The organism is Azospirillum sp. B2RO_4, assembly GCF_051124815.1.
In the GTDB taxonomy this organism is placed as follows: Bacteria; Pseudomonadota; Alphaproteobacteria; order Azospirillales; family Azospirillaceae; genus Azospirillum.
Genome location: NZ_CP118485.1, coordinates 1,435,909 through 1,461,678, shown reverse-complemented (window position 1 = coordinate 1,461,678; position 25,770 = coordinate 1,435,909). Strand labels below are relative to the sequence as shown.

Sequence of the window (25,770 nt, the reverse complement as noted above, 5' to 3'; positions counted from 1 at the left end):
CATGACCGACAACGTGCAAAGCGTCGGCCTGCCGGACGAGCGTCCGCCGGCCAACACCGTCGGCCCGATCGCGTGGCTGCGGAGCAACCTGTTCAACAGCTGGTACAACGCCATCCTGACCATCCTGGTCCTGGCGCTGCTGGTCTCGGCGATCCCGCCCTTCGTCGGCTGGCTGGTCGTCAACGCGCATGGCTTCGATTCGAACTCCACGGTCTGCCGGCAGGACGCCGGCGGCGCCTGCTGGGGCTTCATCGGCGAGAAGCTGCGCTTCATCATGTTCGGTATGTTCCCGTGGGATGAGCAGTGGCGGCCGCTGCTGACCATCTGCGTCTTCATCGCGCTGCTGGTCGCCAGCTGCGACCGCCGCTTCTGGAAGCCGTGGTTCGGGCTGGTCTGGGCCGCCGGGCTGACAGTGGTGGCGATCCTGATGTGGGGCGGCGTCTTCGGCCTGACCTATGTCGAGAACACGCTGTGGGGCGGCCTGCCGCTGACCATTATCCTGTCGGTGATCGGTCTGGCCGTCGCCTTTCCGGTGTCGATCCTGCTGGCGCTGGGCCGGCGGTCGGACATGCCGGCGGTGAAGGTGCTGTGCGTCACCTACATCGAGTTGATCCGCGGCGTGCCGTTGATCAGCCTGCTGTTCATGGCGTCGGTGATGCTGCCGCTGTTCCTACCGAACGGCGTTTCCGTCGACAAGCTGCTGCGCGCGCAGATCGCCTTCATCATGTTCGCCGCCGCCTATATGGCGGAAGCGATCCGCGGCGGCCTGCAGGCGATCCCGAAGGGGCAGTATGAGGCGGCCGACGGGCTGGGGCTCAGCTACTGGCAGAAGATGCGCAAGATCATCCTGCCGCAGGCGCTGGCCATCGCCATCCCGCCGCTGGTGAACACCTTCATCAGCTTCTTCAAGGACACCTCGCTCGTCATCATCATCGGCCTGTACGACCTGCTCGGCACCGCGAAGGCCGCGCTGTCCGATCCGTCCTGGCGCGGTTTCTACCGCGAGGCCTATCTGTTCATCGGCGTGATCTACTGGATCTTCTGCTTCAGCATGTCGAAATACAGCCAGAAGCTGGAACGTGACCTGAACCGCGGCCATCGCCGCTAGATCGACGCCGTCAAGGGAGAAGCAAGACCCATGTCCCAGGCCATGTCCCAGGGCACCAAGCCGAAGCACACCCTCAGCGGCGAGGAGATCATCCGCTGCACGGGTGTCAACAAGTGGTACGGCGAGTTCCACGTCCTGAAGAACATCAACCTCAGCGTCCAGAAGGGCGAACGCATCGTCGTCTGCGGCCCGTCGGGGTCGGGCAAATCGACGATGATCCGCTGCCTGAACCGGCTTGAGGAGCATCAGAAGGGCACGATCGTCATCGACGGGATCGAGCTGACCAACAACCTGAAGAACATCGAGCTGGTCCGCCGCGAAGTCGGCATGGTGTTCCAGCACTTCAACCTGTTCCCGCACCTGACGGTGCTGGAGAACTGCACGCTCGCCCCGATCTGGGTCCGCAAGATGCCGAAGGCGGAGGCGGAAGAGCGGGCGATGAGCTACCTGACTCGGGTGCGCATCGCCGAGCAGGCGAAGAAGTATCCCGGCCAGCTTTCGGGCGGCCAGCAGCAGCGCGTCGCCATCGCGCGGTCGCTGTGCATGAGCCCGAAGGTGATGCTGTTCGACGAGCCGACCTCCGCGCTCGATCCCGAAATGGTCAAGGAGGTGCTGGACGTCATGATCGGGCTGGCCGAGGACGGCATGACCATGCTGTGCGTGACGCACGAAATGGGCTTCGCCAAGTCGGTCGCCGACCGCGTCATCTTCATGGACCGCGGCGAGATCGTGGAGCAGGACACGCCGGACGCGTTCTTCTCCAACCCCAAATCGGACCGCACGCGCCTCTTCCTCAGCCAAATTCTAAACCACTGATTGGCGCAGCAGGCCGGCGGTTCCGTCCGGCCTGCTATTTGGAAATAAAACACCTCGAGTTGGGGTGCGCGACGCAATGTCCTGTGGCGTCGCGCACCGGTTTGCGGTTCAATCGGTCGTCTGACGTGCTGTTCGACCGATCCGCTACCGGAGACCGAGGTTATGGACCTGCTCAGCCCCCGTCCCAGCGTTGGCCAGATCAAGCCGTACCGTCCCGCTCGCCCGCCTCGCGACGGCCGCCGGTGGATAGACCTGTCGCTGACCCACAATCCGCTCGGACCCAGCCCGCTGGCGCTGGATGCCTATTGCGAGGCGGCCACCCGCATCCATTGCTATCCCGATTGGGACCAGGAACCGCTGCGCCACGCCATTGCTCGCCGTCATGCGATCGATGCCGACCGCATCGTCTGCACCGCCGGGTCGGAGGAACTGATCCATCTCGTTGCCCAGGCCTTCGCCGGCCCCGGTGACGAGGTTCTTTGCCACGAGCGGGGCTATCGCGGATTCCTCAAGGCGATCCGTGCGTCCGGTGCCACCGCGGTGGTCGCGGCGGAGCGCGACATGGTGGTGGATGTGGAGGCGATGATCGACCGCGCCAGCGAGCGGACGAAGATCTGCTTCCTCGCCAATCCCAACAACCCGACCGGCACCTATATTCCTGCCGAGGCGGTGCAGCGGCTGCGGGCCGGCCTGCCGTCAAACACGCTGCTGGTGCTGGATTCGGCTTATGCCGACTATTGCCGGTTGCCGGATTACAGCGACGGCACGGAGATCGTCGAGAATTCCGACAACGTCATGCTGATCCGGACATTCTCGAAGATGCACGGGCTGGCGGGCCTGCGGGTCGGCTGGGGCTATGGTCCCGCCACGGTGATCGAGGCGGTGAACGCCATCCGCGGCACCTTCAACGTCTCGCTTCCCGCCCAGCTGACCGCCGCCGCCGCGCTCAGCGATGCGGAGCATGAGGAGGCGACCTTCGCCCACAATGCACGGTGGCTGCCCTGGCTGTCGCGCGAGTTGGAGCGGGTCGGGCTGCGCGTCTATCCCAGCGTCTGCAATTTCGTGCTGGCCCGCGTGCCGACCGATCCGTCGCTGGGCACCCAGGCGGTCATCGACCATCTCGCCCGCCGCGGCATCCTGGTGAAGCCGGTGACCGAGTACGGCCTGTCCGACTGCCTGCGCATCACCGTCGGCCGCGAGGAGGAGAACAAGGCGCTGGTGGTGGCACTGGCGGAGATTCTCGGCTGATCGGACCGGCCGACGCCCGCGACGGAACGACGCGAACGGATTTCCGAGATTTTCGCCTTTTTTGATGCAGATCAACGAACGGTCTATGCGCTTCCGGATAAGGTCCTTCTTGTCTCTAACCCTCCCTGTATCACTGAGCCGGAGCATCCGCATGGATGTCTCCGGCTTTTTCTTTCAGGCGGGGAGGCTGACGGAAAGTGACTGTCCGTTGACATGCATCAAGGCGGGAGGGGGTGGGTGGGCGTAGACCTATGACTGTCTCTAACCCTCCCTGTTTCACAGGAGGCTCCGGTTCCGGTGCCTCCTGTTTTTTTGTCCGGAATCCGGACGGCGAAGCGTCATGAGGGTGGGCGCGAGCGCCAGCGCAGCACCAGCCCGATCACCGACAGCGGCACCACCACGACCGCGCCGATCAGGATGTAGGGGAGCGCCCAGCGGCCGGCGTCGATCATCAATGCGACGATGTCCTGCACCGTCTGCCAGCTGTTCGTCAGGATGCTGGCCGGATCGATGCGCAGGAACGACAGCACGAAGCCGACGACGAAGCACAGCACCAGCGTCCGAATGATCCAACCAACCAAGGCTTCACCTCACGCTCGTCACGGCGGAGCGTGCGCTCCGCCTGAAGCAACGCGCCGCCCCGCGACCGGGTTCCGGCGCCGTCAAACTTCCTCCCGCTCCACCGATAACGCGCGCGGCAGCTTGAAGACGATGTTCTCCGTCGCCGTGCGCAGTTCCTCCACCGTCACGTCGAAACGGGCGCGGGCGGCCTCGATGACCTCCTCGACCAGCACTTCCGGCGCCGACGCGCCGGCGGTGATGCCGAGGCGGGCGACGCCGGACAGCGCGCTCCAATCGATGTCCGCGGCGCGCTGGACCAGCTGGGCGGCCGGGCAGCCATGGGTCTTCGCCACCTCCACCAGCCGCTTGGAGTTGGAGGAGTTCGGCGCACCCAGCACCAGCAGCGCCTCCACCTTCGGCGCGATGGCCTTCACCGCCGCCTGACGGTTGGTGGTGGCATAGCAGATGTCCTCCTTCTTCGGACCGGCGATGGCGGGGAAGCGGGACTGGAGCGCGGCCAGGATCTCCGTCGTCTCGTCGACCGACAGGGTGGTCTGGGTGGCATAGGCGAGGTTTTCCGGGTCTTGCACCTCAAGCGTCGCCACGTCGGCCACCGTTTCCACCAGCACCACGGCGCCGTCGGGCAGCTGGCCCATGGTGCCGATCACCTCCGGATGGCCGGCATGGCCGATCAGGACGATCTGCTTGCCGTCCTCGAAATGCCGTTCCGCCTCGCGGTGGACCTTGCTGACCAGCGGGCAGGTTGCGTCGAGATAGAACAGCCCGCGCGCCTCCGCCGCCTGCGGCACTGATTTCGGCACGCCATGGGCGGAGAAGACCACCGGGCGTCCATCCGGTACCTCGGTCAGCTCATCGACGAAGACGGCGCCCTTGGCTTCCAGGCTTTCGACCACGAAGCGGTTGTGAACGATCTCGTGCCGGACATAGACCGGAGCCCCGTAGCGGTCGAGCGCCGTCTCGACGATCTGGATCGCCCTGTCCACCCCGGCGCAGAAGCCGCGCGGCGCCGCCAGCAGGATCGTCAAGGGCCGGTTGGCCTGGGGAGAGGTCGTGGTCATATGCGCTGTACCGCCCTTGCGTGGAGTGGGTCGCCCTTAGGTGGTCCTGCGCCAGACGGTCACAAGGGATAGAACCGCCGCGCGGTCTTGTGCCGGTCAAGCTGGGACACTAAAGTCGCGGTCCAACAGCCCGTCAACCGATCAGGCCGAACCGATGGACCGCCGCGACCGTAATATAGGAACCCCCGCCCGGAAAAGCCCGCTGGCGTCCCTCTTTGGGATGGGCCGCCCTGCGCTGCTCGCGGCCGGGGCCGTGCTGGTGCTTTCCGGCTGCTCCGGCATGGGGTTGGGGCCGACGAACCCGTCGGAGGCGGCACTGGCCTGTCCGAAGGTCAACATCGTCCGCGATCTGCAGGAAGTGACGGTCTTCCGCCCCGGCGGCAAGGATCTGACCGATCTGGAGTCGCGGGCCGCCCTGGTCGATTTCACCGGCAGCTGCGACTACACCAGCGACGGCGTCACCGTGAACGTGAACGTCTATCTGGTGGCCGAGCGCGGCCCGGCCCTTCAGGGCAACCCCGCCAAGTACCAGTATTTCGTAGCATTGGCCCAGCCGGACGATACGCTGGTGTCGAAGGCCTATTTCGACACCGACGTGACCTTCGTCCCCGGTCAGCCGCGCGCCGGCACCCGCGAGGAACTGACCCCGAAGATCCCGCTGCCCAAGGACGCCAACGCCAAGGACTGGAAGATCTATCTCGGATTCCAGCTGACTCCGGACCAGCTGAACTTCAACCGGACGCAGATGAAGAAGTAGGCGCTGCGGTTCATCGGTGCCGGAGCCTTCCCTTTTCGATCGTCATTCCCGCGCAGGCGGGAATCCAGCCGCATCAACCGCTTGATCCGGAAGCCTGGATCCCCGCCTTCGCGGGGATGACGGCCGTCGAGGGTGCGGGTTTGGCACCGGATCCGCCGATTGACAAACTTGTCTGTTCGCGACACTGTGCCGCCATCACGCCGATGATCCCTCGCGGGAGAGATCGCTTGTGGCCTTGTCGTAAATCGACAGGTCCGCGGGCGGCGCCGAAGGAGCAACCGCCCCCGGAAACTCTCAGGCAAAAGGACCGCAAGGGGATAAGGCAACTCTGGAAAGCAGCCTCGGCGCCCAGTCGCCGCGACTCACCGAAGGAGTAAACCGGGTGCCCGGCTCGACCGGACGGCGGTGAATCTCTCAGGTCCAAGACAGAGGGGGCAGCTTCCTGCATCGATCCCGATGCGGGCGCTGAAACCTTGTCGGAGGACCCGCGCGTGACCGAGGCCGCAACCGCTCTCAAGACCACCCCGCTGCACGCGCTCCATGTCGAGCTTGGCGCCCGCATGGTGCCTTTCGCCGGCTACGACATGCCGGTGCAGTATCCGCTGGGCATCCTGAAGGAGCACCAGCATACCCGCGAAAAGGCCGGGTTGTTCGACGTGTCCCACATGGGGCAGGTCCGCCTGACCGGCGAAGATCCGGCCGCCGCCCTGGAAACCCTGGTTCCCGGCGACATCAAGGGGCTGGCGCAGGGCCGCATGCGCTACACGCTGTTCCTGAACGAGCAGGGCGGCATCCTCGACGACCTGATGGTGACCAATGCCGGCGACCACCTGTTCCTGGTGGTGAACGCCGCCTGCAAGGAGCAGGACGTCGCCCATCTGCGCGAGAAGCTGGCCGGCAAGGCCGAGGTCGAGCTGCTTGACGATCTGGCGCTGATGGCGCTCCAGGGTCCGATGGCGGCCGAGGTGATGGCCCGCTTCGTGCCGGAGGCTGCCACCATGAAGTTCATGAGCTACCTGTCCGCCACCTTCAAGGGCGTGCCGGTGATCCTCACCCGTTCCGGCTATACCGGCGAGGATGGCTACGAGATCTCCTGCGCCAACGCCGATGCCGAGATGATCGCCCGCGCGCTGCTGGCCGAATCGGAGGTCGAGGCGATCGGGCTGGGTGCCCGCGACTCGCTGCGGCTGGAGGCCGGGCTCTGCCTCTACGGCCACGACATCGACACCACCACGACGCCGGTCGAAGGCGCGCTGGAATGGACGCTGCCGAAGCGCCGCCGCGCCGAGGGCGGTTTCCCCGGCTACGACATCATCCACCGGCAGCTTACCGAAGGCGCCACGCGCCGCCGCGTCGGCATCCAGCCGGAAGGCCGCCAGCCGGCCCGTGAGCATACCGAAATTCAGGACGCCAACGGCACCCGCATCGGTGAGATCACCAGCGGCGGCTTCGGCCCGACCGCCGGCGCGCCGGTCGCCATGGGCTATGTCGACATCGCGAACTCCGCGGTCGGCACGCCGTTGACGCTGATGGTGCGCGGCAAGCCGCTGCCCGCCCGCGTCGCCGCCACGCCCTTCGTGCCGCAGCGTTACTACCGGGGCTGATGCCTCTGCAACCTAATCACAAGCAACCGTTTGGACAGGGAACCTTTTCGATGAGCAAGAAATTCACCAAGGACCACGAGTGGGTTCAGGTCGATGGCGATGTCGCCACCGTCGGCGTCACCGACTTCGCCCAGAGCCAGCTGGGCGACGTTGTGTTTGTCGAGCTGCCCGAGGCCGGCCGCGTGCTGGAGCAGGGCAAGGAAGCCGCCGTCGTCGAATCCGTGAAGGCCGCCAGCGACGTGTACGCCCCGGTCTCCGGCACCGTCGTCGAAGCCAACCAGGCCCTGGTCGATGACCCGTCGATGGTCAACAGCGCCGCCGAAACCGATGGCTGGTTCTTCAAGATCCAGTTGAAGGACGCCTCCGAACTCGATGGTCTGATGGACGAATCGGCCTACAAGGCCTTCGTTGAGGAATCTCACTGACATGCGCTATCTGCCCCTGACCGAGGCCGACCGGCAGTCGATGCTGGAGGCCGTCCGCGCAACATCGGTCGAAGACCTGTTCCGCGATGTTCCAAAGGCGGCCCAACTGGCCGGCCCGATCGGGGGCTTGCCCAACCATATGGGCGAGCTTGAGGTCGAGCGGCTGCTGGGGTCCATGGCGGCGAAGAACCTGCCGGCCGGGAGCGTGCCCAGCTTCCTCGGCGCCGGTGCCTACCGCCACCATGTGCCGGCCACCGTCGACCATCTGGTCCAGCGCGGCGAGTTCCTGACCGCCTACACGCCGTACCAGCCGGAGGTGAGCCAGGGCACGCTGCAGGTCCTGTTCGAATTCCAGACCCAGGTCGCGCTGCTGACCGGCATGGATGTCGCCAACGCCTCGATGTATGACGGCGCCACTTCCTGCGCCGAAGCGGTAATGATGGCCAACCGCGTTACCCGGCGGAAAAAGGCGATCCTGTCCGGCGGCCTGCACCCGCATTACCGCGACGTGACCACCACCGATGCCCGCTTCATCGGCTTCGAGGCGGTGGCCCTGCCGGCCGCCCCGACCGGCGGCGAGGATCTGCTGGCGCTGGTCGACGACAAGACCTCCTGCGTCGTCGTGCAGAACCCCGACGTGTTCGGCCATGTCCGCGACTACACCGATCTGGCCGCCGCCTGTCAGGCCAAGGGCGCGCTGCTGATCGTCGTTGTGACGGAGGCTCTGTCGCTCGGTCTGCTGACGCCGCCGGGCGACATGGGTGCCGACATCGTCGCGGCGGAAGGCCAGTCCTTCGGCAACGCGCTGAATTTCGGCGGCCCCTATGTCGGGCTGTTCGCGGTGAAGGACAAATATGTCCGCCAGATGCCGGGCCGCCTGTGCGGCGAGACGGTGGACGCCGACGGCCGCCGTGGATTCGTGCTGACGCTCTCCACCCGCGAGCAGCACATCCGCCGCGAGAAGGCAACCTCGAACATCTGCACCAACTCCGGCCTGTGCGCGCTGGCCTTCTCGATCCATGTCAGCCTGCTGGGCGAAGCCGGGATCACGCAGCTGGCCCAGTTGAACCACGCCAAGGCGGTCCAGATGGCCGACAAGCTGGCGGCGGTCCCGGGTGTCGAGGTGCTGAACGACGGCTTCTTCAACGAATTCACGGTGAAGCTGCCGAAGCCGGCCGCCGCGGTGGTCGAGGAACTCGCCAAGCGCCGCATCCTGGGCGGCGTGCCGGTGTCGCGCCTCTATCTGGGCGAGATGGAGGACCTGCTGCTGGTCGCCGTCACCGAAACCAACACCGACGCCGACATGGATGCCTTCGCGGCTGCCTTGACCGAGGTTCTGGCATGAGCATGAACAACCAGGGCCGTCCGTCGGCCATTCCCGCCGGCAGCGCCGGGTTCGACAGCGTGACCGGCACTGTCACCGGCAACCGCGGCCTGCAGATCGAAGAGCCGCTGATCTTCGAACAGGACAGCGCCGGCCGCACCGGCGTCGACCTGCCCGACGTGCCGAAGGTGGCCTCGCGCCTGGGGGCGGTGAAGCCGCGCGCCAAGGTCGGTCTGCCCGGCCTTGCCGAGCCGCAGGTGGTCCGCCACTACACCCGCCTGTCGCAGAAGAATTACGCCATCGACAGCGGCTTCTATCCGCTGGGCTCCTGCACGATGAAGCACAACCCGCGCCTGAACGAGAAGATGGCGCGGCTGCCGGGCTTCTCCGACGTGCATCCGCTGCAGCCGGTCAGCACGGTGCAGGGCGCGCTGGAGTTGATGGACCAGCTGGCCCATTGGCTGAAGACGTTGACCGGCATGGCTGCCGTGACGCTGGCGCCCGCCGCCGGTGCCCATGGCGAGATGTGCGGCATCATGGCGATCCGCTCAGCGCATGAGGCCAAGGGCGACAGCGGCCGCACCAAGATCCTGGTGCCGGAAAGCGCCCACGGCACCAACCCGGCCACCGCCGCCGCCTGCGGCTACAGCGTCGACGCCATTCCGGCCACCGCCGACGGCCGTGTCGATCTGGAGGCGCTGAAGGCCAAGCTCGGTCCCGAAGTGGCCGGCCTGATGCTGACCAACCCCAACACCTGCGGCCTGTTCGAACGCGACATCATCGCGATCGCCGACGCGGTGCATGCGGCGGGCGGCTATTTCTACTGTGACGGCGCCAACTTCAACGCCATTGTCGGGCGGGTGCGTCCGGCCGACCTCGGCATCGACGTCATGCACATCAACCTGCACAAGACCTTCTCCACCCCGCATGGCGGCGGCGGGCCGGGGTCGGGGCCGGTGGTGTTCGCGGAATCGCTGGCGCCCTACATCCCGGTGCCTTACGTGACGCATGGCAAGGACGGCTTCGCGCTGGTGGAGAATGCCGGCGACGGACTGGCCTTCGGCCGCATGAAGGCCTTCCACGGCCAGATGGGCATGTTCGTCCGCGCACTCTCCTACATGCTCAGCCACGGCGCCGACGGGCTGTGGCAGGCGTCGGGCGATGCGGTGCTGAACGCCAACTACGTCATGGCGCGGTTGGAGGATGTGATGACGGCCTCCTTCGAGGGGCCGTGCATGCACGAGTGCCTGTTCGACGACCGCTTCCTGAAGGGAACGGGGGTCACCACGCTCGACATGGCGAAGGCCCTGATCGACGAGGGCTTCCACCCGATGACCATGTATTTCCCGCTGGTTGTCCACGGTGCGCTGCTGATCGAGCCGACCGAAACGGAAAGCAAGGCCAGCCTCGATCAGTTCGTCGATGCGCTGCGGGCGCTGGCCGAACGGGCGAAGTCGGGTGATGTCGCCTATTTCCAGGCCGCTCCGCGTCTGACGCCGCGCCGTCGCCTGGACGAGACCGCCGCCGCCCGCAAGCCGGTGCTGCGCTGGACCCCGCCGGTCGTGGTGGAGGCCGTGGCGGCGGAGTAAAAACTCCCTCTCCCGTCCCGGGAGAGGGAAGGGTGAGGGGTAAGGCAAGAAGCCAGGCGCTTCGCGATCCTTGGAATCCCCCTCACCCTCCCCACGCCTTCGGCGCGGGTCCCCTCCCTCTCCCGGGACGGGAGAGGGAGATCTCGCGGCTCACTTGTCGGTCTTGTCGACGTACCTGTCGGCCTTCTTCTGATCCGCGGCGGCTTCGCGGGACATCTCCTCGCCGATCTTGGGATCAATGCGCTTGGCTTCCTCGATCAGGTCGCGCGCCTTGCGGGGATCGCCGCCGGCGGCCTTGTCCAGTGCCTGCTCGGCCAGATCGTGGGCCTTCTTGTGTTCCGGGCTGTCTTCGTGGCGGGTGGCCATGGGGCGCTCTCCTGTGTTTTTGGAGTATGGAACCGGACGTTGTCCAACAGGGGGAGAACGTCAGGGTTCCGCTCTCCGCAGCGCACAAAAAATTTTTGGAAGTGACGGAATAGGGAAGTCGGTCTGCCCGTTTGTGCGGATGTCCGGTGGCGAACGGCCACCCTGCAACAGGGCAACGCGAACTCCCCATGAGCAACCCGAAGAACTCGATCCGGCGCGCAGCCATCGTCGCCGCACTGCTGGCCGTGACCGCCGGCCACGCGTCCTTCTGGTCCTGGCGCAACGCGCCCACGGCGGTGGACGCGGAACCCGGCCGCATCGAATCCGTGTCCTATTCGCCCTCGGGCCGCAGCTACGATCCCAACCACCAGCCGATCGTTCCGCGCAAGGACATCGAGAAGGACATGACCGCCATCGCCGGCTTCGCCGACGGCGTTCGTACCTACTCGACGCTGGGTTCGCAGGGCGAGGTGCCGGAGATCGCGGTGTCCAAGGGGCTGGACGTCACGCTCGGTATCTGGCTGAGCAAGGACAAGGTCCGCAACGAGCGTGAAGTGCTGCACGGCATCGCGCTGGCCAAGGAATTCCGCGGCATCAAGCGCATCGTCGTCGGCAACGAAACGCTGCTGCGCGCCGAACTGACCGACGCCGAGCTGGCCGGCTACATCAAGCGCGTGCGCGCCGCCGTCCCGGCCAACATCAAGGTCGGCACCGCCGACGTCTGGTCGGAAATGGTCAAGGCCGACGCCACGGTGAAGGCGTCCGATTTCATGGGCGTCCATGTGCTGCCCTACTGGGAAGGCGTTCCGGTCTCCGATGCGCTGACCTGGATCCGCGACCGTCTCGACACCGTGCGCAAGGCGCATCCGGGCAAGCCGCTGTTCGTCGGCGAGGTCGGCTGGCCGTCGGGTGGCGAGAACTTCCACGACGCCTATCCGACGCCGGAGGCCCAGGCCGCCGTCGTCCGCGGCTTCGCGGCGGAAGCCAACGCGCTCGGCATCCATTACAACGTCGTCGAGGCCTTCGACGGCATCTGGAAGTCCACCATTGAAGGCTCGCCCGGCCCGACCTGGGGCGTGCTGGATGCCGACCGTCAGCCGAAATGGTCGATGACCGGTGCGGTCGCCGCGTCCTATGGCGACCGCGTCGGTGCGGGCGTCGCGCTCGCCGTCGGTCTGGCCCTGTCGGCTTTCGCCGTCTTCCGCCGCCGGACCAACGCCGGCTTCGCGCTGGCCGCCTCGATGGGTGCCAACATCATCGGCTTCGCCATCGGTTCGGCCGTCGCCGGTGCCTTCGCCGAGTATCTGACCTTCGGCGCGCTGACCACCTGGGGCTCCGCCTTCGCGCTGGGCGCCCTGATGATGAGCGTCGCCTTTGCCGATCTGGTGGATGTCGCCCGCCGGCTGCTGACCGGCCGCGCCCCGGCGCTGCTGCCGCATGCCGTGCCCAGCAGCGACCACAAGCCGATGGTCTCCATCCACGTCGCCGCCTGCCGCGAACAGCCTGACGTGCTGAACGCCACGCTGGCCTCGCTGTCGCGGCTGGACTACCCGAACTACGAGGTCGTCGTCCTCATCAACAACACCGAGGAGGAACACCTCGTCCGCCCGGTGGAGGAGATGTGCCGGGCGCTGGGTCCGAAGTTCAAGTTCCATTGGTACAAGAAGATCTCCGGCTTCAAGGCCGGCGCCCTGAACGCCGCGCTGCGCCACACCGATCCGGCCGCCGAGATCGTCGCCGTGCTGGACGCCGACTACACCGTGTCGCCCGACTGGCTGTCGAAGCTGGCCCCGACCTTCGCCGATCCGTCGGTCGGCATCGTCCAGGCCCCGCAGGAGCACCGCGACGGCCACGAGACGGCGCTGAAGGCCGCGATGACCGCCGAATACCGTCCCTTCTTCGACGTCGGCATGCAGGAAGGCGTGTCGTCCCAGGCCTTCATCTGCCACGGCACGATGATCATGCTGCGCCGGTCGGCGATGGATCAGGTCGGCGGCTGGTCGGAAGCCGGCATCTGCGAGGACACCGAACTGGGCCTGCGCATCCTGTCGGCCGGCTACCGCGCCGCTTACACCGACGAACGGCTCGGCGCCGGCCTGGCTCCGGACAATTTCATGCAGTTCCGCAAGCAGCGTGACCGCTGGGTGTTCGGCTCCACGCAGATCGTCCGCGCCCATTGGAAGAAGTTCCTGCCGGGTGCGGCCGAGCTGAGCGCGCGCCAGAAGCTGGGCTACGTCACCAACTGGATCCGCTGGTGGTCCGATGCCGTGGGCCTGTTCGCCGCCGCCGCCGCCGTGGTCTGGACCTTCGCCTCGCTGGTTCTGCCGCTGCACCTGCCGCCGGTGGCCGCCACTGCCGCCGTCCTGGGTGCCCTGGTTCTGCGTGCCGGATCCAGCCTGCTGGCCTCGCGCTACGCCTCCGGCAACAGCTGGAAGGAAAGCCTTGGCGCCTGTGCCGTCGGGATGGCGCTGTCCACCACGGTCGCCCTGGCCGTCGTCCGCGGCCTGTTCCGCAGCCAAGATGCCTTCCGGGTGACCGCCAAGGGCGGCAAACGCACCGCCGGCCGCTTCTGTGCCAAGCCCGAAGCCTGGCTGTCCGCCGCCCTGGTCGCCTCGTCGGCCACCGCCGCCCTGGTGAACCCGCTGGGCACTCTGTCGCTGGAACTGTGGTCGGTGCTGCTCGCCGCCATGGCGGTGCCGAACCTGATGGCCGTCGCCTTCGGCATCGGTGACATGCTGCCGGTCCGCGAAGCCAAGCCGGCGCCGGTCCCCGCCACCCAGCAGGCCGTCACGGCCAATCAGGAGCAGGGCGCGAACCATCCGGTCGCCGCCTGACCACTTTCCACCTGATGCAAGATGCGGCCCCTTTCCCGCCCGATCGGCGGGGGAGGGGCCGACTTTTTTGGGGGTAGGGGTGCTTTTCTCACCAAGGTGAAACTTGTCGGCAACAGCGCTTCGTGCCTACCATCGACGGCTGAAATCGATAAGGACGCGCGAACCAACGCGCCATGCAACCTCTGGAGGGAGAACGCCATGCACGTCGTCAAAGCGTCCGACCAGTCCACGCCATCGCTGCTGTCGGGCGACAATCGCGTTCGTCTGGAAAACTGGCTGGCCGCGCAGGCCGGTGCATCCCGCGTCGTGGTGACGGAGGATGGACGGCTCGGCGGTGGCGCGATCTCCCTGAATCTTGCGGTGACCCTGGACATCGACGGCGGGCCGCTAGCCGGCCGTCACGCCTGTGTGCTGCGGGCCGAGGGAGGTGGACGTATTTCGGCCAGCATCGGCAAGCTGCGGGAGTTCGTTGTGCTGCGGGCCGCCTTCGCCGGCGGAGTGTCGGCGCCGGAGCCGCTGTTCGCCTGCGACGACCCCGCCGTGCTGGGCCATGACTTCTACATCATGCGGCGCGCTGAAGGACTTGGCGCCGGCCATGCGGTGACGCGGTCGGAAGCGGCTCAGCCGGAACTGGCGCGGGAGCTTGGCAGGCAGCTTGGCCTGCTGCATCGGATCACCCCGGAGACCGAGGGGCTGGAGAGGCTGGGCGACGCGCCGGAATGCCCGGCGCAGGAGACGCTGGCTCAGTATCGCCGCTGGTTCGGCGATCTGGGGCGCCGCGACCCGGTGATCGCCTGGGGCCTGCGCTGGATGGAGGTAAACGCGCCGCTGCCGGGTGCGGTGGTGCTATGCCATCGCGATTTCCGTACCGGCAACTATCTGGTCAAGGATGGCGCCCTGACCGCGATCCTGGATTGGGAGTTCGCCGGATTCAGCGACCCGATGGAGGATCTCGGCTGGTTCTGCGCCCGTTCCTGGCGGTTCCGCCGTCCTGACCGGGAGGCAGGCGGCATCGCCGACCGCGCGGATTTCTATGCCGGCTATGAGGAGACCTCCGGCCGCCGTGTCGATCCGTTGCGCGTCGCCTATTGGGAGACGGCCGCTTACCTGCGCTGGGCGGCCATCGCGGTGGAGCAGGGCCTGCGCCACAGCTCCGGCGCAGAGCCGTCGCTGGAACTGGCGCTGACCGGGCGAATGCTGCCGGAGATCGAGATGGACATGCTGCGCCATCTCCGCTCCATCGGCGGCATGGCGACCGGCGCGGTGGAGAAGGTAGCCTGATGCGCGCCAATCCCGACGCCCGCGGTCTTCTGCAGATCGCCGCCTCCACCTTCCGTGCCGATGTACTTCCCCATGTGGCGCCGGAAGCTCGCTTCGCCGCGCTGATGGTCGCCAACGCGCTGGAGATTGCCGAGCGCGAGTTGAAGGGGTTGGACACCGCCGGCCATTCGATGCTGGCGGCGCTTGCCCTGCTCTATGGCGAGGACGCAGACGATGGGCTATCCGGCGACGATCTGCGCAAACGAGTTGAGGCCTTGCAGCATCGCCTGTGCATCGAGATCGCCGCCGGCGACTTCGACAATGAGGGGCAGGACGTGCTGATGGATTCGCTGGAGGCCATCGTCCAGGCGCGGCTGGGCATCTCGAACCCGAAGGCGCTGGGACAACAGTAAGGCGATTCCGGGGCGGCACTGCGTTTCGCATGCGCGGGGCGCAGTGCCGCTCAGCCTACGCTCGACAGACGGGGGCGTTGCGGCCATATAATCGGTTCCCGTTCCGTACCCGTCCTCTGATCGGATCGCCGCCCCATGGCAAGCCCCGTCCTGTCCGCCATTCCTGCCCGGCCGCTCGCGAAGCTGGAAGCCGGAAAGCAGTTCGTCATCTCGTCGGATTTCAAACCCGCGGGCGACCAGCCGAATGCCATTGAGGAACTGACCAGCGGCCTGCGGCAGGGCGAGAAGGATCAGGTGCTGCTGGGCGTCACCGGTTCAGGCAAGACCTTCACCATGGCGCACGTCATCCAGACGGTGCAACGTCCGACGCTGATCCTGGCACCGAACAAGACGCTGGCCGCTCAGCTGTATGGCGAGATGAAGTCCTTCTTCCCGAATAATGCGGTGGAATACTTCGTCTCCTACTACGATTATTATCAGCCTGAAGCCTATGTCCCGCGCACCGACACATATATCGAGAAGGAGTCCTCGATCAACGAGCAGATCGACCGCATGCGCCACTCGGCGACGCGGGCACTGCTGGAGCGGGACGACGTCATCATCGTCGCGTCGGTGTCCTGCATCTATGGTATCGGTTCGGTCGAAACCTATTCGGAGATGACAGTCGATCTCCGTAAAGGCGAGGTGATCGCCCAGCCCGAGTTGCTGCGCAAGCTGACCGAGCTTCAGTACAAGCGCAACGACGCCGCCTTCGGCCGCGGTCTGTTCCGCGTGCGCGGCGACACGGTGGAGCTGTTTCCGGCCCACATGGAAGACCGGGCGTGGCGCATCTCGCTGTTCGGCGACGAGATCGAGGGCATCCACGAGATCGACCCGCTGACCGGCGAGAAGCTGGCGGCGCTGGAGGCGGTGCGCGTCTATCCGAACAGCCACTATGTGACGCCGAAGCCGACGCTAAATCAGGCGATCAACCAGATCAAGAAGGACTTGAAGGACCGGCTGGAAGAGTTCGCCGCCGAGGGCAAGCTGCTGGAGGCGCAAAGGCTGGAACAGCGCACCACCTTCGACATCGAGATGATGGCGGCAACCGGTTCCTGCGCCGGCATCGAGAACTATTCGCGCTATCTGACCGGCCGCGCGGCGGGCGACCCGCCGCCGACACTGTTCGAATATCTGCCGGGCGATGCGTTGCTGATCGTGGACGAGAGCCACGTCATGGTGCCGCAGATCGGCGGCATGTATCGCGGCGACCTGGTGCGGAAATCGACGCTGTCCGACTACGGCTTCCGCCTGCCCAGCGCCAAGGACAACCGGCCGCTGAAGTTCGAGGAGTGGGAGGGAATGAGGCCGCAGACGGTCTTCGTCTCCGCCACCCCCGGGCCCTGGGAGCTGGAGCGCACAGGCGGCGTCTTCACCGAGCAGCTGGTCCGCCCGACCGGCCTGATCGACCCGCCGGTGATCGTCCGTCCGACCGAAACCCAGGTCGACGACCTGATCGGCGAATGCAAGGAGGTGGTCGCCAAGGGCTATCGCGTGCTGGTCACCACCCTGACCAAGAAGATGGCCGAAGCGCTGACCGAGTACATGCACGAGGCGGGGTTGCGCGTGCGCTACATCCACTCAGACGTGGAGACGCTGGAGCGCATCGAGATCATCCGCGATTTGCGGCTCGGCGCCTATGACGTGCTGGTCGGCATCAACCTGCTGCGCGAGGGGTTGGACATCCCGGAATGCGCGCTGGTGGCGATCCTGGACGCCGACAAGGAAGGCTATTTGCGTTCCAAGACCTCGCTGATCCAGACCATCGGCCGCGCGGCGCGCAACGTCGATGGGCGGGCGATCCTCTATGCCGACAAGATCACCGACAGCATGAAGTACGCCATCGATGAAACGGCGCGCCGCCGGGAAAAGCAGATGGCCTACAACCTGGAACACGGAATCACGCCGGAATCGGTGAAGAAGGCCATCGGCGACATCCTGGAAAGCGTGTTCGAGCGCGGCGACCATGTGACCGTGAAGACCGGCCTGAACTCCAACGAACTGGTCGGGCACAACCTCAAGAACGTCATCGCCGATCTGGAAAAGCGCATGCGCGCCGCCGCCGCCGACCTGGAATTCGAAGAGGCCGCCCGCCTGCGCGACGAGCTGCGCCGGCTGGAGGCGATGGATCTGGGGCTGGAGACCCCGGGGAGCATCGGAATCAGCAGTGCCCGCCAGGGCCGCGGCATTCCCGAAGGGGCGCCGAAGAAGCAGGGGCGCCGCCGCCGCGGACCATAAGCCCCCCTTGGCGACCCGCCCTTGTCGTCGGCAGGTTGCAACACCATACTTCCGCATCCCGTACAATGCCGCGGGTGCGCAGGAGGGTTGAGGTTTGCCGGTTCGTCGCGTCGTGAGGGTGCCGCTGATCGTGCTGGCGCTGTGGGGCGCCGGTATTGCGTCGGCACCCATCGCCATGGCAGCGGACGCCAAATCGGCAACGAAGCCGGACGCCGTGGCCGAACTGCCTGCGCCATCGCTCAAGAGCAAATCCACCGATTGTGAACTCGCCGAGCAGGGCGACGCAAACGCCGCCTTCCGGCTGGCCCGCCGCTATCTGTTCGGCAAGGGCGTGCGCAAGGACCGGCGGCTCGGCACCGCTTGGCTGCGCGCCGCCGCGTCGCGCGGACATCCGGAGGCGCGGCGGCTGGTCAACTATGTTCCCGGCCGCATGGGGCGCATCCGTCCCTGGTGCCGTCCCGGTGGCGGCCCGGTGCGCGAGATCGGTCCTCCCCCGGCGGAGGTGGTGGCGCTTGTCAACTCGATCGCGCCGAAATACGGCATCGACCCGGCGCTGGTGCTGGCGGTGATCCAGGCGGAAAGCGCCTTCCGCACCGATGCGGTTTCGCCGAAGGAAGCGGCCGGCCTGATGCAGCTGATCCCCGACACGGCCGATCGCTTCGGCGTCGGCGACGTTTTCGACCCAAAGCAGAACATCACCGGCGGGGTGAAGTATCTGCGCTGGCTGCTCGCCTATTTCCAGGGCGACGTGACGCTGGCGTTGGCCGGCTACAATGCCGGAGAGCGGGCGGTCGACCGCTACAAGGGCGTTCCTCCCTATGCGGAGACGCGCAACTATGTCCGTATCATCCGCCGCATTTACGACAATGTCCGGCATCCGTTCGACGCTTCGGTGACGGAAGCATCATCGGCGCTGCCCGCCATCCGCGCTGCCGCAGGGCGCGATGCGGAGGCGGAGTTGCCACGCGGCGGCAAATCGCCGAAAAAGGGATAGTCAGTCGTCCCCCGAAAAGGAGTGCCCGCCCGTGCCGATGTCCGAACGCAGCCTCCTTGGCCTCAGCGCCGCTGGGTTCCACAAGATCGCCTATACCCAGTGGGGCCGCGACGATGCTGCGCGGACGGCAGTCTGTGTTCATGGGCTGACCCGCAACGGCCGCGACTTCGACCGGTTGGCGCTGGCGCTGGCCGATGGCTGGCGCGTCGCCTGCCCGGACGTGGTCGGACGCGGGCGCAGCGACTGGCTGCCGGTGCCGGCACTTTACGGCTATCCGCAATATTGTGCCGACATGGTGGCGCTGATCGCCCGCATGGGGGTGGAGACGGTCGATTGGGTCGGCACCTCGATGGGCGGGCTGATCGGCATGACGTTGGCTGCGCAGGCCAACAGTCCGATCCGCCGCATGGTCATCAACGATGTCGGACCCTTCATCGCCCAGGCCGGATTGCAGAGGATCGCCGATTATGTCGGCAAAGACCCGGTGTTCGAGGATCTGCCGGCGCTGGAATCCTATTTGCGTTTCGTCCTGATGGGCTTCGGCACGATCAGTGACGAGTGCTGGCGCCATATGGCGGAGCACAGCGCCCGCCCGCTGCCCGATGGCCGGTTCCGTCTTGCCTATGATCCCGCCATCGGCGAGGCGTTCAAGACCGCACCCGTCGCCGACGTCGATCTGTGGGCGTTGTGGGACCGCGTGCGCTGCCCGGTGCTGGTCCTGCGCGGCGCGGATTCGGACCTGTTGAGCGCCGAGACGTCGGAGCGGATGGCGGCGCGCGGGCCGGGGGCGTCCGGTCTTGTGCGGGTGGTGGAATTCCCCAACACCGGCCACGCCCCGTCGCTGATGACGGACGAGCAGATCTCTATCGTCCGCAATTTCCTGGCAGAGGGCTGAGGAGGAGAGGGCGGTGGGCTGAGCGCCCTCCGCCCCGGACGTCAGTTCACCCGGCGCAGCACGGTGTCGAGCCGGCCGTGGCCGTCCTTGTCCAGCCAGCTGGCGGCAACGCGGCCGTCGGGACGCAGGCGGTAGCGCAGGATGTTGCGGCCCTTTTCGTCGAAGACCAGTTCGCCATTCTCGATCCGGCCTTTACGTCGCACCCGCTCGAACGGCTGGTCCGCTTCCATGCCGGCGCCCAACACGTAATCGGCATAGACGGCGTCGCCTTCCGCCTTTTCCACCGACAATGCGACCTCGCGCCCATTGATGTAGCTGCCGTACCACATGCCCATGTAGGGGCGGAGCGATGCCATGGCGTCGTTGCCCTTGGCGGAGCCCGCGGCGTTGGCGGGCAGAGCGGCCTGCAGCAGTTCAGCGCTGGGGCTGCGGCCCCAGGATTCGTCGCACGGCGGATCGTTCGGGGTCGGCGGCTCCTCGGCGAAGCGGACGATGCAGGCGCCGAAGCGGCGGACGAACAGGCCGGTGTTGGCAGCGCCATGGCCGGTCAGCAGCGACGGCTGGTCGACGATCAGGCTGCTCAGCCCGCGCTGGGACAGGATGTTGCGGGCCGGCTCTGCGCGCCCGCCCGGATCGAAGTCGTCGCCGTGGAAGAAGAACATCATCACCCGCGCCCGGCGTACCTCGCGCAGGATCGGCCAGAGCTGGGCGGCGTTCTCGCGGTAGCTGTCGAAGGCCTCGGTGAAGTTGCCGAAGGCGGCGGGGGCGGTGGCGATGACGGCGTCGATGGCGTTGGTCTGTCCGGCGGCAATCAGGGAGATGAAGGCGCCGAAGGATTGCCCGGTCAGTGCGACCCGGCGATAACCCTTGGCCTTCAGCGCTTCCGAATAGCCGGCGAGCGCACGGGAGCTGTTGGGCAGCGTGTCGCTGACGCGCATGCGGTCCAGCCGGTACACGTCCCAGCCGGCATCGCGCAGCGCCTTCATGTAGAGCGGGGTGGGCGCCTCCGAATCCTCGGAGTCCACCGAACGGCCGTGGCTCCACACCACCGCGCCGCGCGCCTTGGCCGGCCCGATCAGCGACGTTTCCCCATAGGCGGATTTCAGAACGATCTGGGCCGCCGCCGGATGGGCCACCGTCAAGCCCGCCGCAACAGCAATTCCGATCACCGCGACCAGTCCGAGAACAGCTCCCCGTAGTGTCCGAATCATCCCCACCGATCCCCCTGTACTGCGAGTCGGTTCAGGATTGCCGCGGTTCGTTAACGCGACCTTTCCGGCGTTCCCGCTGTCAGGGGCACCCGATTTTTGTCACAGGAAAAAGCGCAAATAAGAATGACTCGCAATTAGGGAAGAGAAGCGCTAGGATGGTCCTGCAACCGGATGAAGGAACTGCGGCATGTGCGGGACGATGGAAGAAGGGCGGCCGTCGCCCTGGACTGTGATGGACCTGACGACGGCCGAACGGGCGCTGTTGACCGGCGTCCGCCAGTGGTTCCGTGCCGGCACCGCCGGGGCGATGGCGTCGATGCGCATCGGACTGAATGTGGCCGGCGTTCCGAACACCGCGCTGCTGCCGCTCTTCGCGCTGCTCGGCACCTTCGCGGTGGCGGGTGCACGCAAACCGGAGATCCGCTGCCCGGCCTGCAGCCGCATCAGCGCCGACGAGGCGGCTCTGCTGGATTCCCTGGCCGCGGTCCAGAGCGGCGATGCGGAGGTGGCGGCGCAACTGTTCGATCGCTGGCTTCCGCCCGTGGCGCTGTGCATGGCGGTCGATGCGATGGGCGAACTGGGCAACATTCTGGATGGCGCCCGCATCTTTCTGCCGCGCAGGCGGGCGGCCCGGCTGGTGCCCCTTCCTGCCGGCGCGGCGCTGGCGGCGGAATAGCGGTCAGTCTCCCGCCAGCCGCAGGCAACGACCGTTGTCGGCACCTGCGGAGGCGGGCTCGGCGCCATCCAGCCGCTTGTGCAGAAGCCATTGGTCGATGGCGACCCGGACCAGCCGTCCTTCGGGCGTGTGGTAGAGGAACTGGCCGCGTTCCCGGCCACAATGCTCGTATCCCAGCCGCTCATAAAAGGGCAGGACGCCGGCGTTGTCCCGGTCGACGCCCAATTCGGCATAGGGGACTGCGCGCTGCATCACGACCTGTTCGGCCGCCCGCACCAGCCGGCCGCCGATGCCCAGCCCGCGGAACGGCTGGAACACCCGCAGAGCCCATAGCGTGGCGCGGCCACTCGGCCGCTTGCGCAGGAAGTCGATGCAGATTTGACCGGCGGGAAAGCCGTTGACATCGGCCAACAGCATGGAGCCGTCGCCCCGTTCCTGCAGACGGAAGGCGCCCGCGATGATCTCGCGATGGGGTGTGTGCAGGCCATACCACTCCAGGGTTGGCAAGTCCTCCAGCCTTGCCGGACGGATTGTCAGCGGCAGAGCAAGGATGGTGCCCTTGCCGCCGTTCTCTCCCGGCTCCGCGCCAAGACCGTGGTTGTTGGCCGTACCGTAAGAGTCGGTGCGGCGGTGTGCAGTTGCCATGATGCCGATGCCTCGCAGGTTCTTCCCCGCTGCATGCCGTCGATTGGACAGCGGCTTTCGGTGACAACCCTACACGGCACGCGGTCGTTCCCACGTGGTGCTGTCGGGATAAGGCTTTTGGACAGGCGGAGCCATCCCACGGATGCGGCAAAACTATCTAAAATTTTCGGATAAAACAAATACAAGTTGGTACAGGACAGTGGCGGGATGAAGGTTGAGGCTTTCGGATGAAGAGTGACCTATGAACTCGTCATGGGGTTGAATGACGGAAGTCTTATTGACGCGGGGTGACATGTGCTGATACTTCTTTTGAGCAGAGAGATATTCTCTATCAAAGAAAAAATCTAAATAAATTCGCTAAAATGCACGAGACTGGGCGGGGGTAAAATCATGATGAGAATTGTCAATCTGGGGCGCACGGGTCTGTTCGTCGCGATGCGGGGCGGTGTTCTCACCAGCCTCGGCGGTCGCAGCCATTGGCGCAGCGCCGATGATGTTCGCCGCGCCGCTCAGGCCGAGAATATTCCGGTCAGCGATCTGGTTGTTCGCACGATGCCGTAAGCCGCCCTACGAAGGCGGATTGGATGGCTCAACGCATCCATATGAAAAAGGCGCGTTCCGTGGAACGCGCCTTTTTCGTTGTCAGACCTGCGGATGAGATCAGCCGGCGCGGACGCGGGCAAGGAAACGTTCCACCTCCGTCCGCAGGGTGTTGGACTGGCGAGACAGCTCGTTGGTCGCCTCCAGCACCTCACGGGCCTCTTCGCCGGCATTGTTGGCGGAGGCGTTCACGGCGACGATGGTCTCGCTGACCTCGCGGGTGCCGATCGAGGCCTGCTGGACATTGCGGGCGATCTCGGTCGTGGCGGCACCCTGTTCCTCCATGGCGGTGGCGATGGAGGTGGAGATCTCATTGATTCGCGCGATGGTGCCGGAGATGGAGCGGATGGCGCCGACCGCCTCCTGCGTCGCACCCTGGACGGCCCCGATCTGCGAGTTGATCTCTTCCGTCGCCTTGGCGGTCTGGTTGGCAAGGCTCTTCACCTCGCTGGCCACGACCGCGAAGCCCTTGCCGGCTTCGCCGGCGCGCGCCGCCTCGATGGTGGCGTTCAACGCCAGCAGGTTGGTCTGGCTGGCGATGTCGTGGATGAGCTTAACCACCTGGCCGATTCGGCTGGCGGCGTCGGCGAGCCCCTGTACCGTCGCGTTGGTCCGTTCGGCTTCCGTCATCGCGGCATTGGCGATGGCGGCCGACTGTGTCACCTGATGGCTGATCTCGCCGATGGAGGCGGTCAGCTCCTCCGCCGCCGCGGCAACGGTCTGGATGTTGACGGACGCCTCTTCCGCGGCGGCGGCAACCTGGGTCGACTGCTCGCTCGTCGTTTCGGCGGTGCGGCTCATCGCCTGGGCGGTACCCTGCAACTGTTGGGCTGCGCTCGCCACTGCCTGGACCACGCCCTTCACCTCGCGTTCGAAGCTGTCGGCCGTGCTGCCCAGCTCGCGCGCGATGATCGCGGCGGTGTTGAGGTCGATATAGACCGAGGTGGCGAGGTCCATGTCCAGGAATACCGCCTTGTTGATGGCCTGGAGCAGCTGTGACAGCTTTTCCGGCTTCTTGCGGTGGATCTGGGCGGCCAGCTCGATCAGCTTGTTCAGGGTGAAGCAGTAGGCGCCGGTATACCAGCGCGGTTCGAGCCCGATGCGCTGGTGTGTCTGCCCGATCTTCAGGACCTGGCTGACATAGGCCTCGTCGAAGGTGCCGGTGAAGACGTTGCGCAGCCAGTGCTGCTTCTGCAGCTCGCGTGCGCGGCCGGTCACCGCGGGATTGACCAGCATCGGTGCCACCTGCGGCACCGACCGGAGATAGCCGTAGAATTCCTCGAGAATCTGATCGATGCGCTGCGCCAGATAGGGCTGGAACTCCCGCAGCGTCGCCTTCGTCGCCTCGTCGATGCGCAGGAAGGTGATCCGGTCGATGATCGATTGAGTCTGGGCAGCGTGCGACATGGAGCCCCTCTCCCATTTGAGATATGACTAGCGTACTAAGTATTGGAGAAAATGCAATCTTTCCCGCGAGCCGCACATCATGCGCAAGCATTCGCATCTTTGAACCGGTCACTTTGTCGCACAACATCCAAAGGCAGCAACAAACGAAACATGTGACAACCGTTGGAGACCCTGCAACAGCCCGTCCACGCAAGAAAATGCCGGCGGGCCAAGGGCGCCGCCGGCTTGAAGGTGATAGGTCTGGAGGCAACTGGCGGGCGGACTGCCCGCGGCAACGATGCGGCGGCCGGCCGAATGGCCGGCTCCGCATATTCCCCGTCCGGCATCGCGTCCGCCTGACGGGGCAATCGGATCGGTCAGGCCACCATCGGTGTGGCCGGCCGGCGCAGGGCCTGCGCGGCGCTGAGCACCGCCTTCTGCAGCTTTTCGAAGGCCCGCACCTCGATCTGGCGGACCCGTTCGCGTGACACCGAAAACTGCTGGCTGAGCGCTTCCAGCGTGGATGGATCGTCCTTCAGGCGGCGTTCGAACAGGATGCGGCGTTCACGCGCATCCAACCGATCCAGCGCCTGCCCGACCAGCCGACGGCGCAGCGCCAGTTCGTCGGCGTCGGCCAGCATGGTGTCCTGGGTGGGGCGGTCGTCGGCCAGCAGTTCGAGCCAGTTGGTCTCGCCATCGGTCGACAGGGTGGCGTCGAGCGAGCTGTCGTTGGCGGCCAGACGGCGGTTCATCTCCACCACCTCGGTCTCCGGCACGTCCAGTTCGGCGGCGATGGTGGCCACGGTTTCCGGCGACAGGTCGCCCTGTTCCAGTTCGGCCATCTGGCTCTTCAAGCGGCGCAGGTTGAAGAACAGCTTCTTCTGCGCGGCGGTCGTGCCCATTTTCACCAGCGACCAGCTGTGCAGAATGTATTCCTGGATCGCGGCGCGGATCCACCAGGTGGCGTAAGTGGCGAAGCGGAAGCCGCGTTGCGGATCGAATTTCTGGGCCGCCTGCATCAGGCCGACATTGCCTTCGGCGACCAGATCGACCAGCGGCAGGCCGTAGCCGCCGAAGCCGCGGGCGATCTTGATGACGAGGCGGAGATGGCTGCCCACGAGCTGTTCAAGGGCCTGCGGACTTCCACGCTCCCGCCAAGCGATCGCGAGGTCGCGTTCGACGTCCGGCGCAAGGATGGGGAAGCGCTTGGACTCCTCGATGTAGCGGGTCAGGCTGGCGTTTTCACCGGTCAGCAGTTTCTTCAGCACGCGAATGCCTCCTCTCCAACGCTTCCTGGGACGGCCGGTTTTCGAAGGCCGGCCCGTGTCGGGGCCCATGGCGGGGTCGCCTTAGAGGCGATTGTCCATCGGCGGACGCAGGAATATCGTCCGCCGCTTCGGCTCTGGCTGGTTTTGGTTTGTTGTGGGGTTCGTCTTTTGCCCGGTGTCTCAAGGAACTGCTTCCTTTCGACAATGTTAATGTGGCCGCGGAAATGCGGCGGATCAACCCTGTAAAGGGCGTGTTCCGGGTGTTTTTCGGCGTATACCCAAGCTCTTCTTCCACCCGCACCGGCAGTCTGGGGGAGGAGGCAATCCTATGACCCAAGACCTTCGGCGAGGTGCCTTTCGGGCGGGTGTCACCCTTCCAATCGGCCGGCATCGTTCCGGGCAGGACGCCCTTGATATGCCACCGTCATGCCGCA

Annotated in this window: 23 protein-coding genes and 1 riboswitch; of the genes, 16 read left to right on the top strand and 7 right to left on the bottom strand. The window is 66.2% G+C overall.

All coding sequences use genetic code 11. From position 1 onward, the window contains the following. Position 1 precedes the first annotated feature (1 nt). The 3 genes from PWS46_RS06965 to PWS46_RS06955 all read left to right on the top strand — a co-directional run bounded on the left by PWS46_RS06965 (position 2) and on the right by PWS46_RS06955 (position 3,172). Complete coding sequence (locus PWS46_RS06965; RefSeq protein ID WP_434612935.1) at positions 2–1,108, top strand: amino acid ABC transporter permease; 1,107 nt, start codon at positions 2–4, stop codon at positions 1,106–1,108. 30 nt (positions 1,109–1,138) lie between these two features. Beyond that, positions 1,139–1,924 carry an amino acid ABC transporter ATP-binding protein gene (locus tag PWS46_RS06960; protein ID WP_434612932.1) on the top strand — a complete coding sequence of 262 codons (786 nt, stop codon included), beginning with the start codon at positions 1,139–1,141 and terminating at the stop codon, positions 1,922–1,924. A 162-nt stretch (positions 1,925–2,086) separates the two neighbouring features. Continuing rightward, on the top strand, positions 2,087–3,172 hold the full coding sequence (locus tag PWS46_RS06955) for a pyridoxal phosphate-dependent aminotransferase (protein WP_434619859.1): 1,086 nt from the start codon (positions 2,087–2,089) through the stop codon (positions 3,170–3,172). 338 nt (positions 3,173–3,510) lie between these two features. On the opposite strand, the gene PWS46_RS06950 is transcribed toward PWS46_RS06955, so the two are convergent. Next, positions 3,511–3,753, bottom strand: a complete 243-nt coding sequence (locus tag PWS46_RS06950; RefSeq protein WP_434619856.1) for a hypothetical protein — start codon at positions 3,751–3,753, stop codon at positions 3,511–3,513. Positions 3,754–3,834: 81 nt separating this feature from the next. Next, the gene (gene ispH, locus PWS46_RS06945) at positions 3,835–4,812 is read right to left on the bottom strand and encodes a 4-hydroxy-3-methylbut-2-enyl diphosphate reductase (RefSeq protein WP_434619853.1); all 978 of its coding nucleotides are present in this window, start codon (positions 4,810–4,812) and stop codon (positions 3,835–3,837) included. Between the two features lie 220 nt (positions 4,813–5,032). Here ispH and PWS46_RS06940 point away from each other — a divergent pair, with 220 nt between their 5' ends. The 5 genes from PWS46_RS06940 (at position 5,033) to gcvPB (ending at position 10,511) form a co-directional block, all read left to right on the top strand. After that, complete coding sequence (locus tag PWS46_RS06940; RefSeq protein WP_434619850.1) at positions 5,033–5,569, top strand: hypothetical protein; 537 nt, start codon at positions 5,033–5,035, stop codon at positions 5,567–5,569. A gap of 204 nt (positions 5,570–5,773) precedes the next feature. Then, positions 5,774–5,889: riboswitch (glycine riboswitch) on the top strand. Positions 5,890–6,060: 171 nt separating this feature from the next. Then, positions 6,061–7,173: a glycine cleavage system aminomethyltransferase GcvT gene (gene gcvT / locus PWS46_RS06935; RefSeq protein ID WP_434619847.1), complete on the top strand. Its 1,113-nt coding sequence runs from the start codon at positions 6,061–6,063 to the stop codon at positions 7,171–7,173. A gap of 50 nt (positions 7,174–7,223) precedes the next feature. Further along, on the top strand, positions 7,224–7,598 hold the full coding sequence (gcvH, locus tag PWS46_RS06930; protein ID WP_109155828.1) for a glycine cleavage system protein GcvH: 375 nt from the start codon (positions 7,224–7,226) through the stop codon (positions 7,596–7,598). A gap of 1 nt (position 7,599) precedes the next feature. Next, positions 7,600–8,943 (top strand): aminomethyl-transferring glycine dehydrogenase subunit GcvPA, encoded by a 1,344-nt coding sequence (gene gcvPA, locus PWS46_RS06925; protein WP_434619844.1) that lies wholly within the window; start codon positions 7,600–7,602, stop codon positions 8,941–8,943. Then, positions 8,940–10,511: an aminomethyl-transferring glycine dehydrogenase subunit GcvPB gene (gene gcvPB / locus PWS46_RS06920; RefSeq protein ID WP_434619841.1), complete on the top strand. Its 1,572-nt coding sequence runs from the start codon at positions 8,940–8,942 to the stop codon at positions 10,509–10,511. The genes gcvPA and gcvPB overlap by 4 nt, the downstream gene beginning before the upstream one ends. A 150-nt stretch (positions 10,512–10,661) precedes the next feature. Here the strand turns inward: gcvPB and PWS46_RS06915 are convergent, their stop codons facing one another. Next, positions 10,662–10,877 carry a hypothetical protein gene (locus PWS46_RS06915; protein ID WP_434619839.1) on the bottom strand — a complete coding sequence of 72 codons (216 nt, stop codon included), beginning with the start codon at positions 10,875–10,877 and terminating at the stop codon, positions 10,662–10,664. Positions 10,878–11,065: 188 nt separating this feature from the next. On the opposite strand from PWS46_RS06915, the gene PWS46_RS06910 reads away from it, so the two are divergent. From PWS46_RS06910 to PWS46_RS06885, 6 genes are all read left to right on the top strand, one after another. Beyond that, a complete protein-coding gene (locus PWS46_RS06910; protein WP_434619836.1) occupies positions 11,066–13,711 on the top strand; it encodes a glycosyltransferase in 2,646 nt (881 codons plus the stop codon). 198 nt (positions 13,712–13,909) lie between these two features. Then, positions 13,910–14,992 (top strand): phosphotransferase family protein, encoded by a 1,083-nt coding sequence (locus tag PWS46_RS06905; protein WP_085089503.1) that lies wholly within the window; start codon positions 13,910–13,912, stop codon positions 14,990–14,992. Next, entirely contained in the window at positions 14,992–15,384 is a 393-nt protein-coding gene (locus tag PWS46_RS06900; protein WP_434619831.1) for a DUF6285 domain-containing protein, read from the top strand. Before PWS46_RS06905 ends, PWS46_RS06900 begins: the two co-directional genes overlap by 1 nt. A gap of 135 nt (positions 15,385–15,519) precedes the next feature. Then, entirely contained in the window at positions 15,520–17,661 is a 2,142-nt protein-coding gene (uvrB, locus tag PWS46_RS06895) for an excinuclease ABC subunit UvrB (protein WP_085089501.1), read from the top strand. A gap of 94 nt (positions 17,662–17,755) precedes the next feature. Next, entirely contained in the window at positions 17,756–18,655 is a 900-nt protein-coding gene (locus PWS46_RS06890) for a lytic transglycosylase domain-containing protein (RefSeq protein WP_434619828.1), read from the top strand. A gap of 37 nt (positions 18,656–18,692) precedes the next feature. Continuing rightward, the gene (locus PWS46_RS06885; RefSeq protein WP_434619924.1) at positions 18,693–19,550 is read left to right on the top strand and encodes an alpha/beta fold hydrolase; all 858 of its coding nucleotides are present in this window, start codon (positions 18,693–18,695) and stop codon (positions 19,548–19,550) included. A gap of 41 nt (positions 19,551–19,591) precedes the next feature. Here the strand turns inward: PWS46_RS06885 and PWS46_RS06880 are convergent, their stop codons facing one another. Next, positions 19,592–20,719 carry an alpha/beta hydrolase gene (locus PWS46_RS06880; RefSeq protein WP_434619825.1) on the bottom strand — a complete coding sequence of 376 codons (1,128 nt, stop codon included), beginning with the start codon at positions 20,717–20,719 and terminating at the stop codon, positions 19,592–19,594. Positions 20,720–20,948: 229 nt separating this feature from the next. On the opposite strand from PWS46_RS06880, the gene PWS46_RS06875 reads away from it, so the two are divergent. Next, complete coding sequence (locus tag PWS46_RS06875; RefSeq protein WP_434619822.1) at positions 20,949–21,437, top strand: hypothetical protein; 489 nt, start codon at positions 20,949–20,951, stop codon at positions 21,435–21,437. Positions 21,438–21,440: 3 nt separating this feature from the next. Here the strand turns inward: PWS46_RS06875 and PWS46_RS06870 are convergent, their stop codons facing one another. Then, positions 21,441–22,082, bottom strand: coding sequence for a GNAT family N-acetyltransferase (locus tag PWS46_RS06870; RefSeq protein WP_434619819.1), 642 nt, complete (start codon positions 22,080–22,082; stop codon positions 21,441–21,443). 390 nt (positions 22,083–22,472) lie between these two features. On the opposite strand from PWS46_RS06870, the gene PWS46_RS06865 reads away from it, so the two are divergent. After that, positions 22,473–22,643, top strand: coding sequence for a hypothetical protein (locus PWS46_RS06865; RefSeq protein WP_158282444.1), 171 nt, complete (start codon positions 22,473–22,475; stop codon positions 22,641–22,643). Between the two features lie 99 nt (positions 22,644–22,742). Here PWS46_RS06865 and PWS46_RS06860 read toward each other — a convergent pair whose 3' ends face one another. Beyond that, positions 22,743–24,089 (bottom strand): protoglobin domain-containing protein, encoded by a 1,347-nt coding sequence (locus tag PWS46_RS06860; protein WP_434619815.1) that lies wholly within the window; start codon positions 24,087–24,089, stop codon positions 22,743–22,745. 356 nt (positions 24,090–24,445) lie between these two features. Beyond that, positions 24,446–25,336, bottom strand: a complete 891-nt coding sequence (rpoH, locus tag PWS46_RS06855) for an RNA polymerase sigma factor RpoH (RefSeq protein ID WP_085089494.1) — start codon at positions 25,334–25,336, stop codon at positions 24,446–24,448. Positions 25,337–25,770: the final 434 nt, after the last annotated feature.

Coding starts and splice junctions, on each gene's coding strand:
- PWS46_RS06910 (WP_434619836.1), top strand. CDS start 11,066: ATGAGCAACCCGAAGAACTCGATCCGGCGCGCAGCCATCGTCGCCGCA.
- PWS46_RS06965 (WP_434612935.1), top strand. CDS start 2: ATGACCGACAACGTGCAAAGCGTCGGCCTGCCGGACGAGCGTCCGCCG.
- gcvH (WP_109155828.1), top strand. CDS start 7,224: ATGAGCAAGAAATTCACCAAGGACCACGAGTGGGTTCAGGTCGATGGC.
- PWS46_RS06960 (WP_434612932.1), top strand. CDS start 1,139: ATGTCCCAGGCCATGTCCCAGGGCACCAAGCCGAAGCACACCCTCAGC.
- gcvPB (WP_434619841.1), top strand. CDS start 8,940: ATGAGCATGAACAACCAGGGCCGTCCGTCGGCCATTCCCGCCGGCAGC.
- PWS46_RS06870 (WP_434619819.1), bottom strand. CDS start 22,082: ATGGCAACTGCACACCGCCGCACCGACTCTTACGGTACGGCCAACAAC.
- PWS46_RS06915 (WP_434619839.1), bottom strand. CDS start 10,877: ATGGCCACCCGCCACGAAGACAGCCCGGAACACAAGAAGGCCCACGAT.
- ispH (WP_434619853.1), bottom strand. CDS start 4,812: ATGACCACGACCTCTCCCCAGGCCAACCGGCCCTTGACGATCCTGCTG.
- uvrB (WP_085089501.1), top strand. CDS start 15,520: ATGGCAAGCCCCGTCCTGTCCGCCATTCCTGCCCGGCCGCTCGCGAAG.
- PWS46_RS06900 (WP_434619831.1), top strand. CDS start 14,992: ATGCGCGCCAATCCCGACGCCCGCGGTCTTCTGCAGATCGCCGCCTCC.
- PWS46_RS06860 (WP_434619815.1), bottom strand. CDS start 24,089: ATGTCGCACGCTGCCCAGACTCAATCGATCATCGACCGGATCACCTTC.
- PWS46_RS06905 (WP_085089503.1), top strand. CDS start 13,910: ATGCACGTCGTCAAAGCGTCCGACCAGTCCACGCCATCGCTGCTGTCG.
- gcvPA (WP_434619844.1), top strand. CDS start 7,600: ATGCGCTATCTGCCCCTGACCGAGGCCGACCGGCAGTCGATGCTGGAG.
- PWS46_RS06875 (WP_434619822.1), top strand. CDS start 20,949: ATGTGCGGGACGATGGAAGAAGGGCGGCCGTCGCCCTGGACTGTGATG.
- PWS46_RS06940 (WP_434619850.1), top strand. CDS start 5,033: ATGGGCCGCCCTGCGCTGCTCGCGGCCGGGGCCGTGCTGGTGCTTTCC.
- PWS46_RS06885 (WP_434619924.1), top strand. CDS start 18,693: ATGTCCGAACGCAGCCTCCTTGGCCTCAGCGCCGCTGGGTTCCACAAG.
- PWS46_RS06955 (WP_434619859.1), top strand. CDS start 2,087: ATGGACCTGCTCAGCCCCCGTCCCAGCGTTGGCCAGATCAAGCCGTAC.
- PWS46_RS06865 (WP_158282444.1), top strand. CDS start 22,473: ATGATGAGAATTGTCAATCTGGGGCGCACGGGTCTGTTCGTCGCGATG.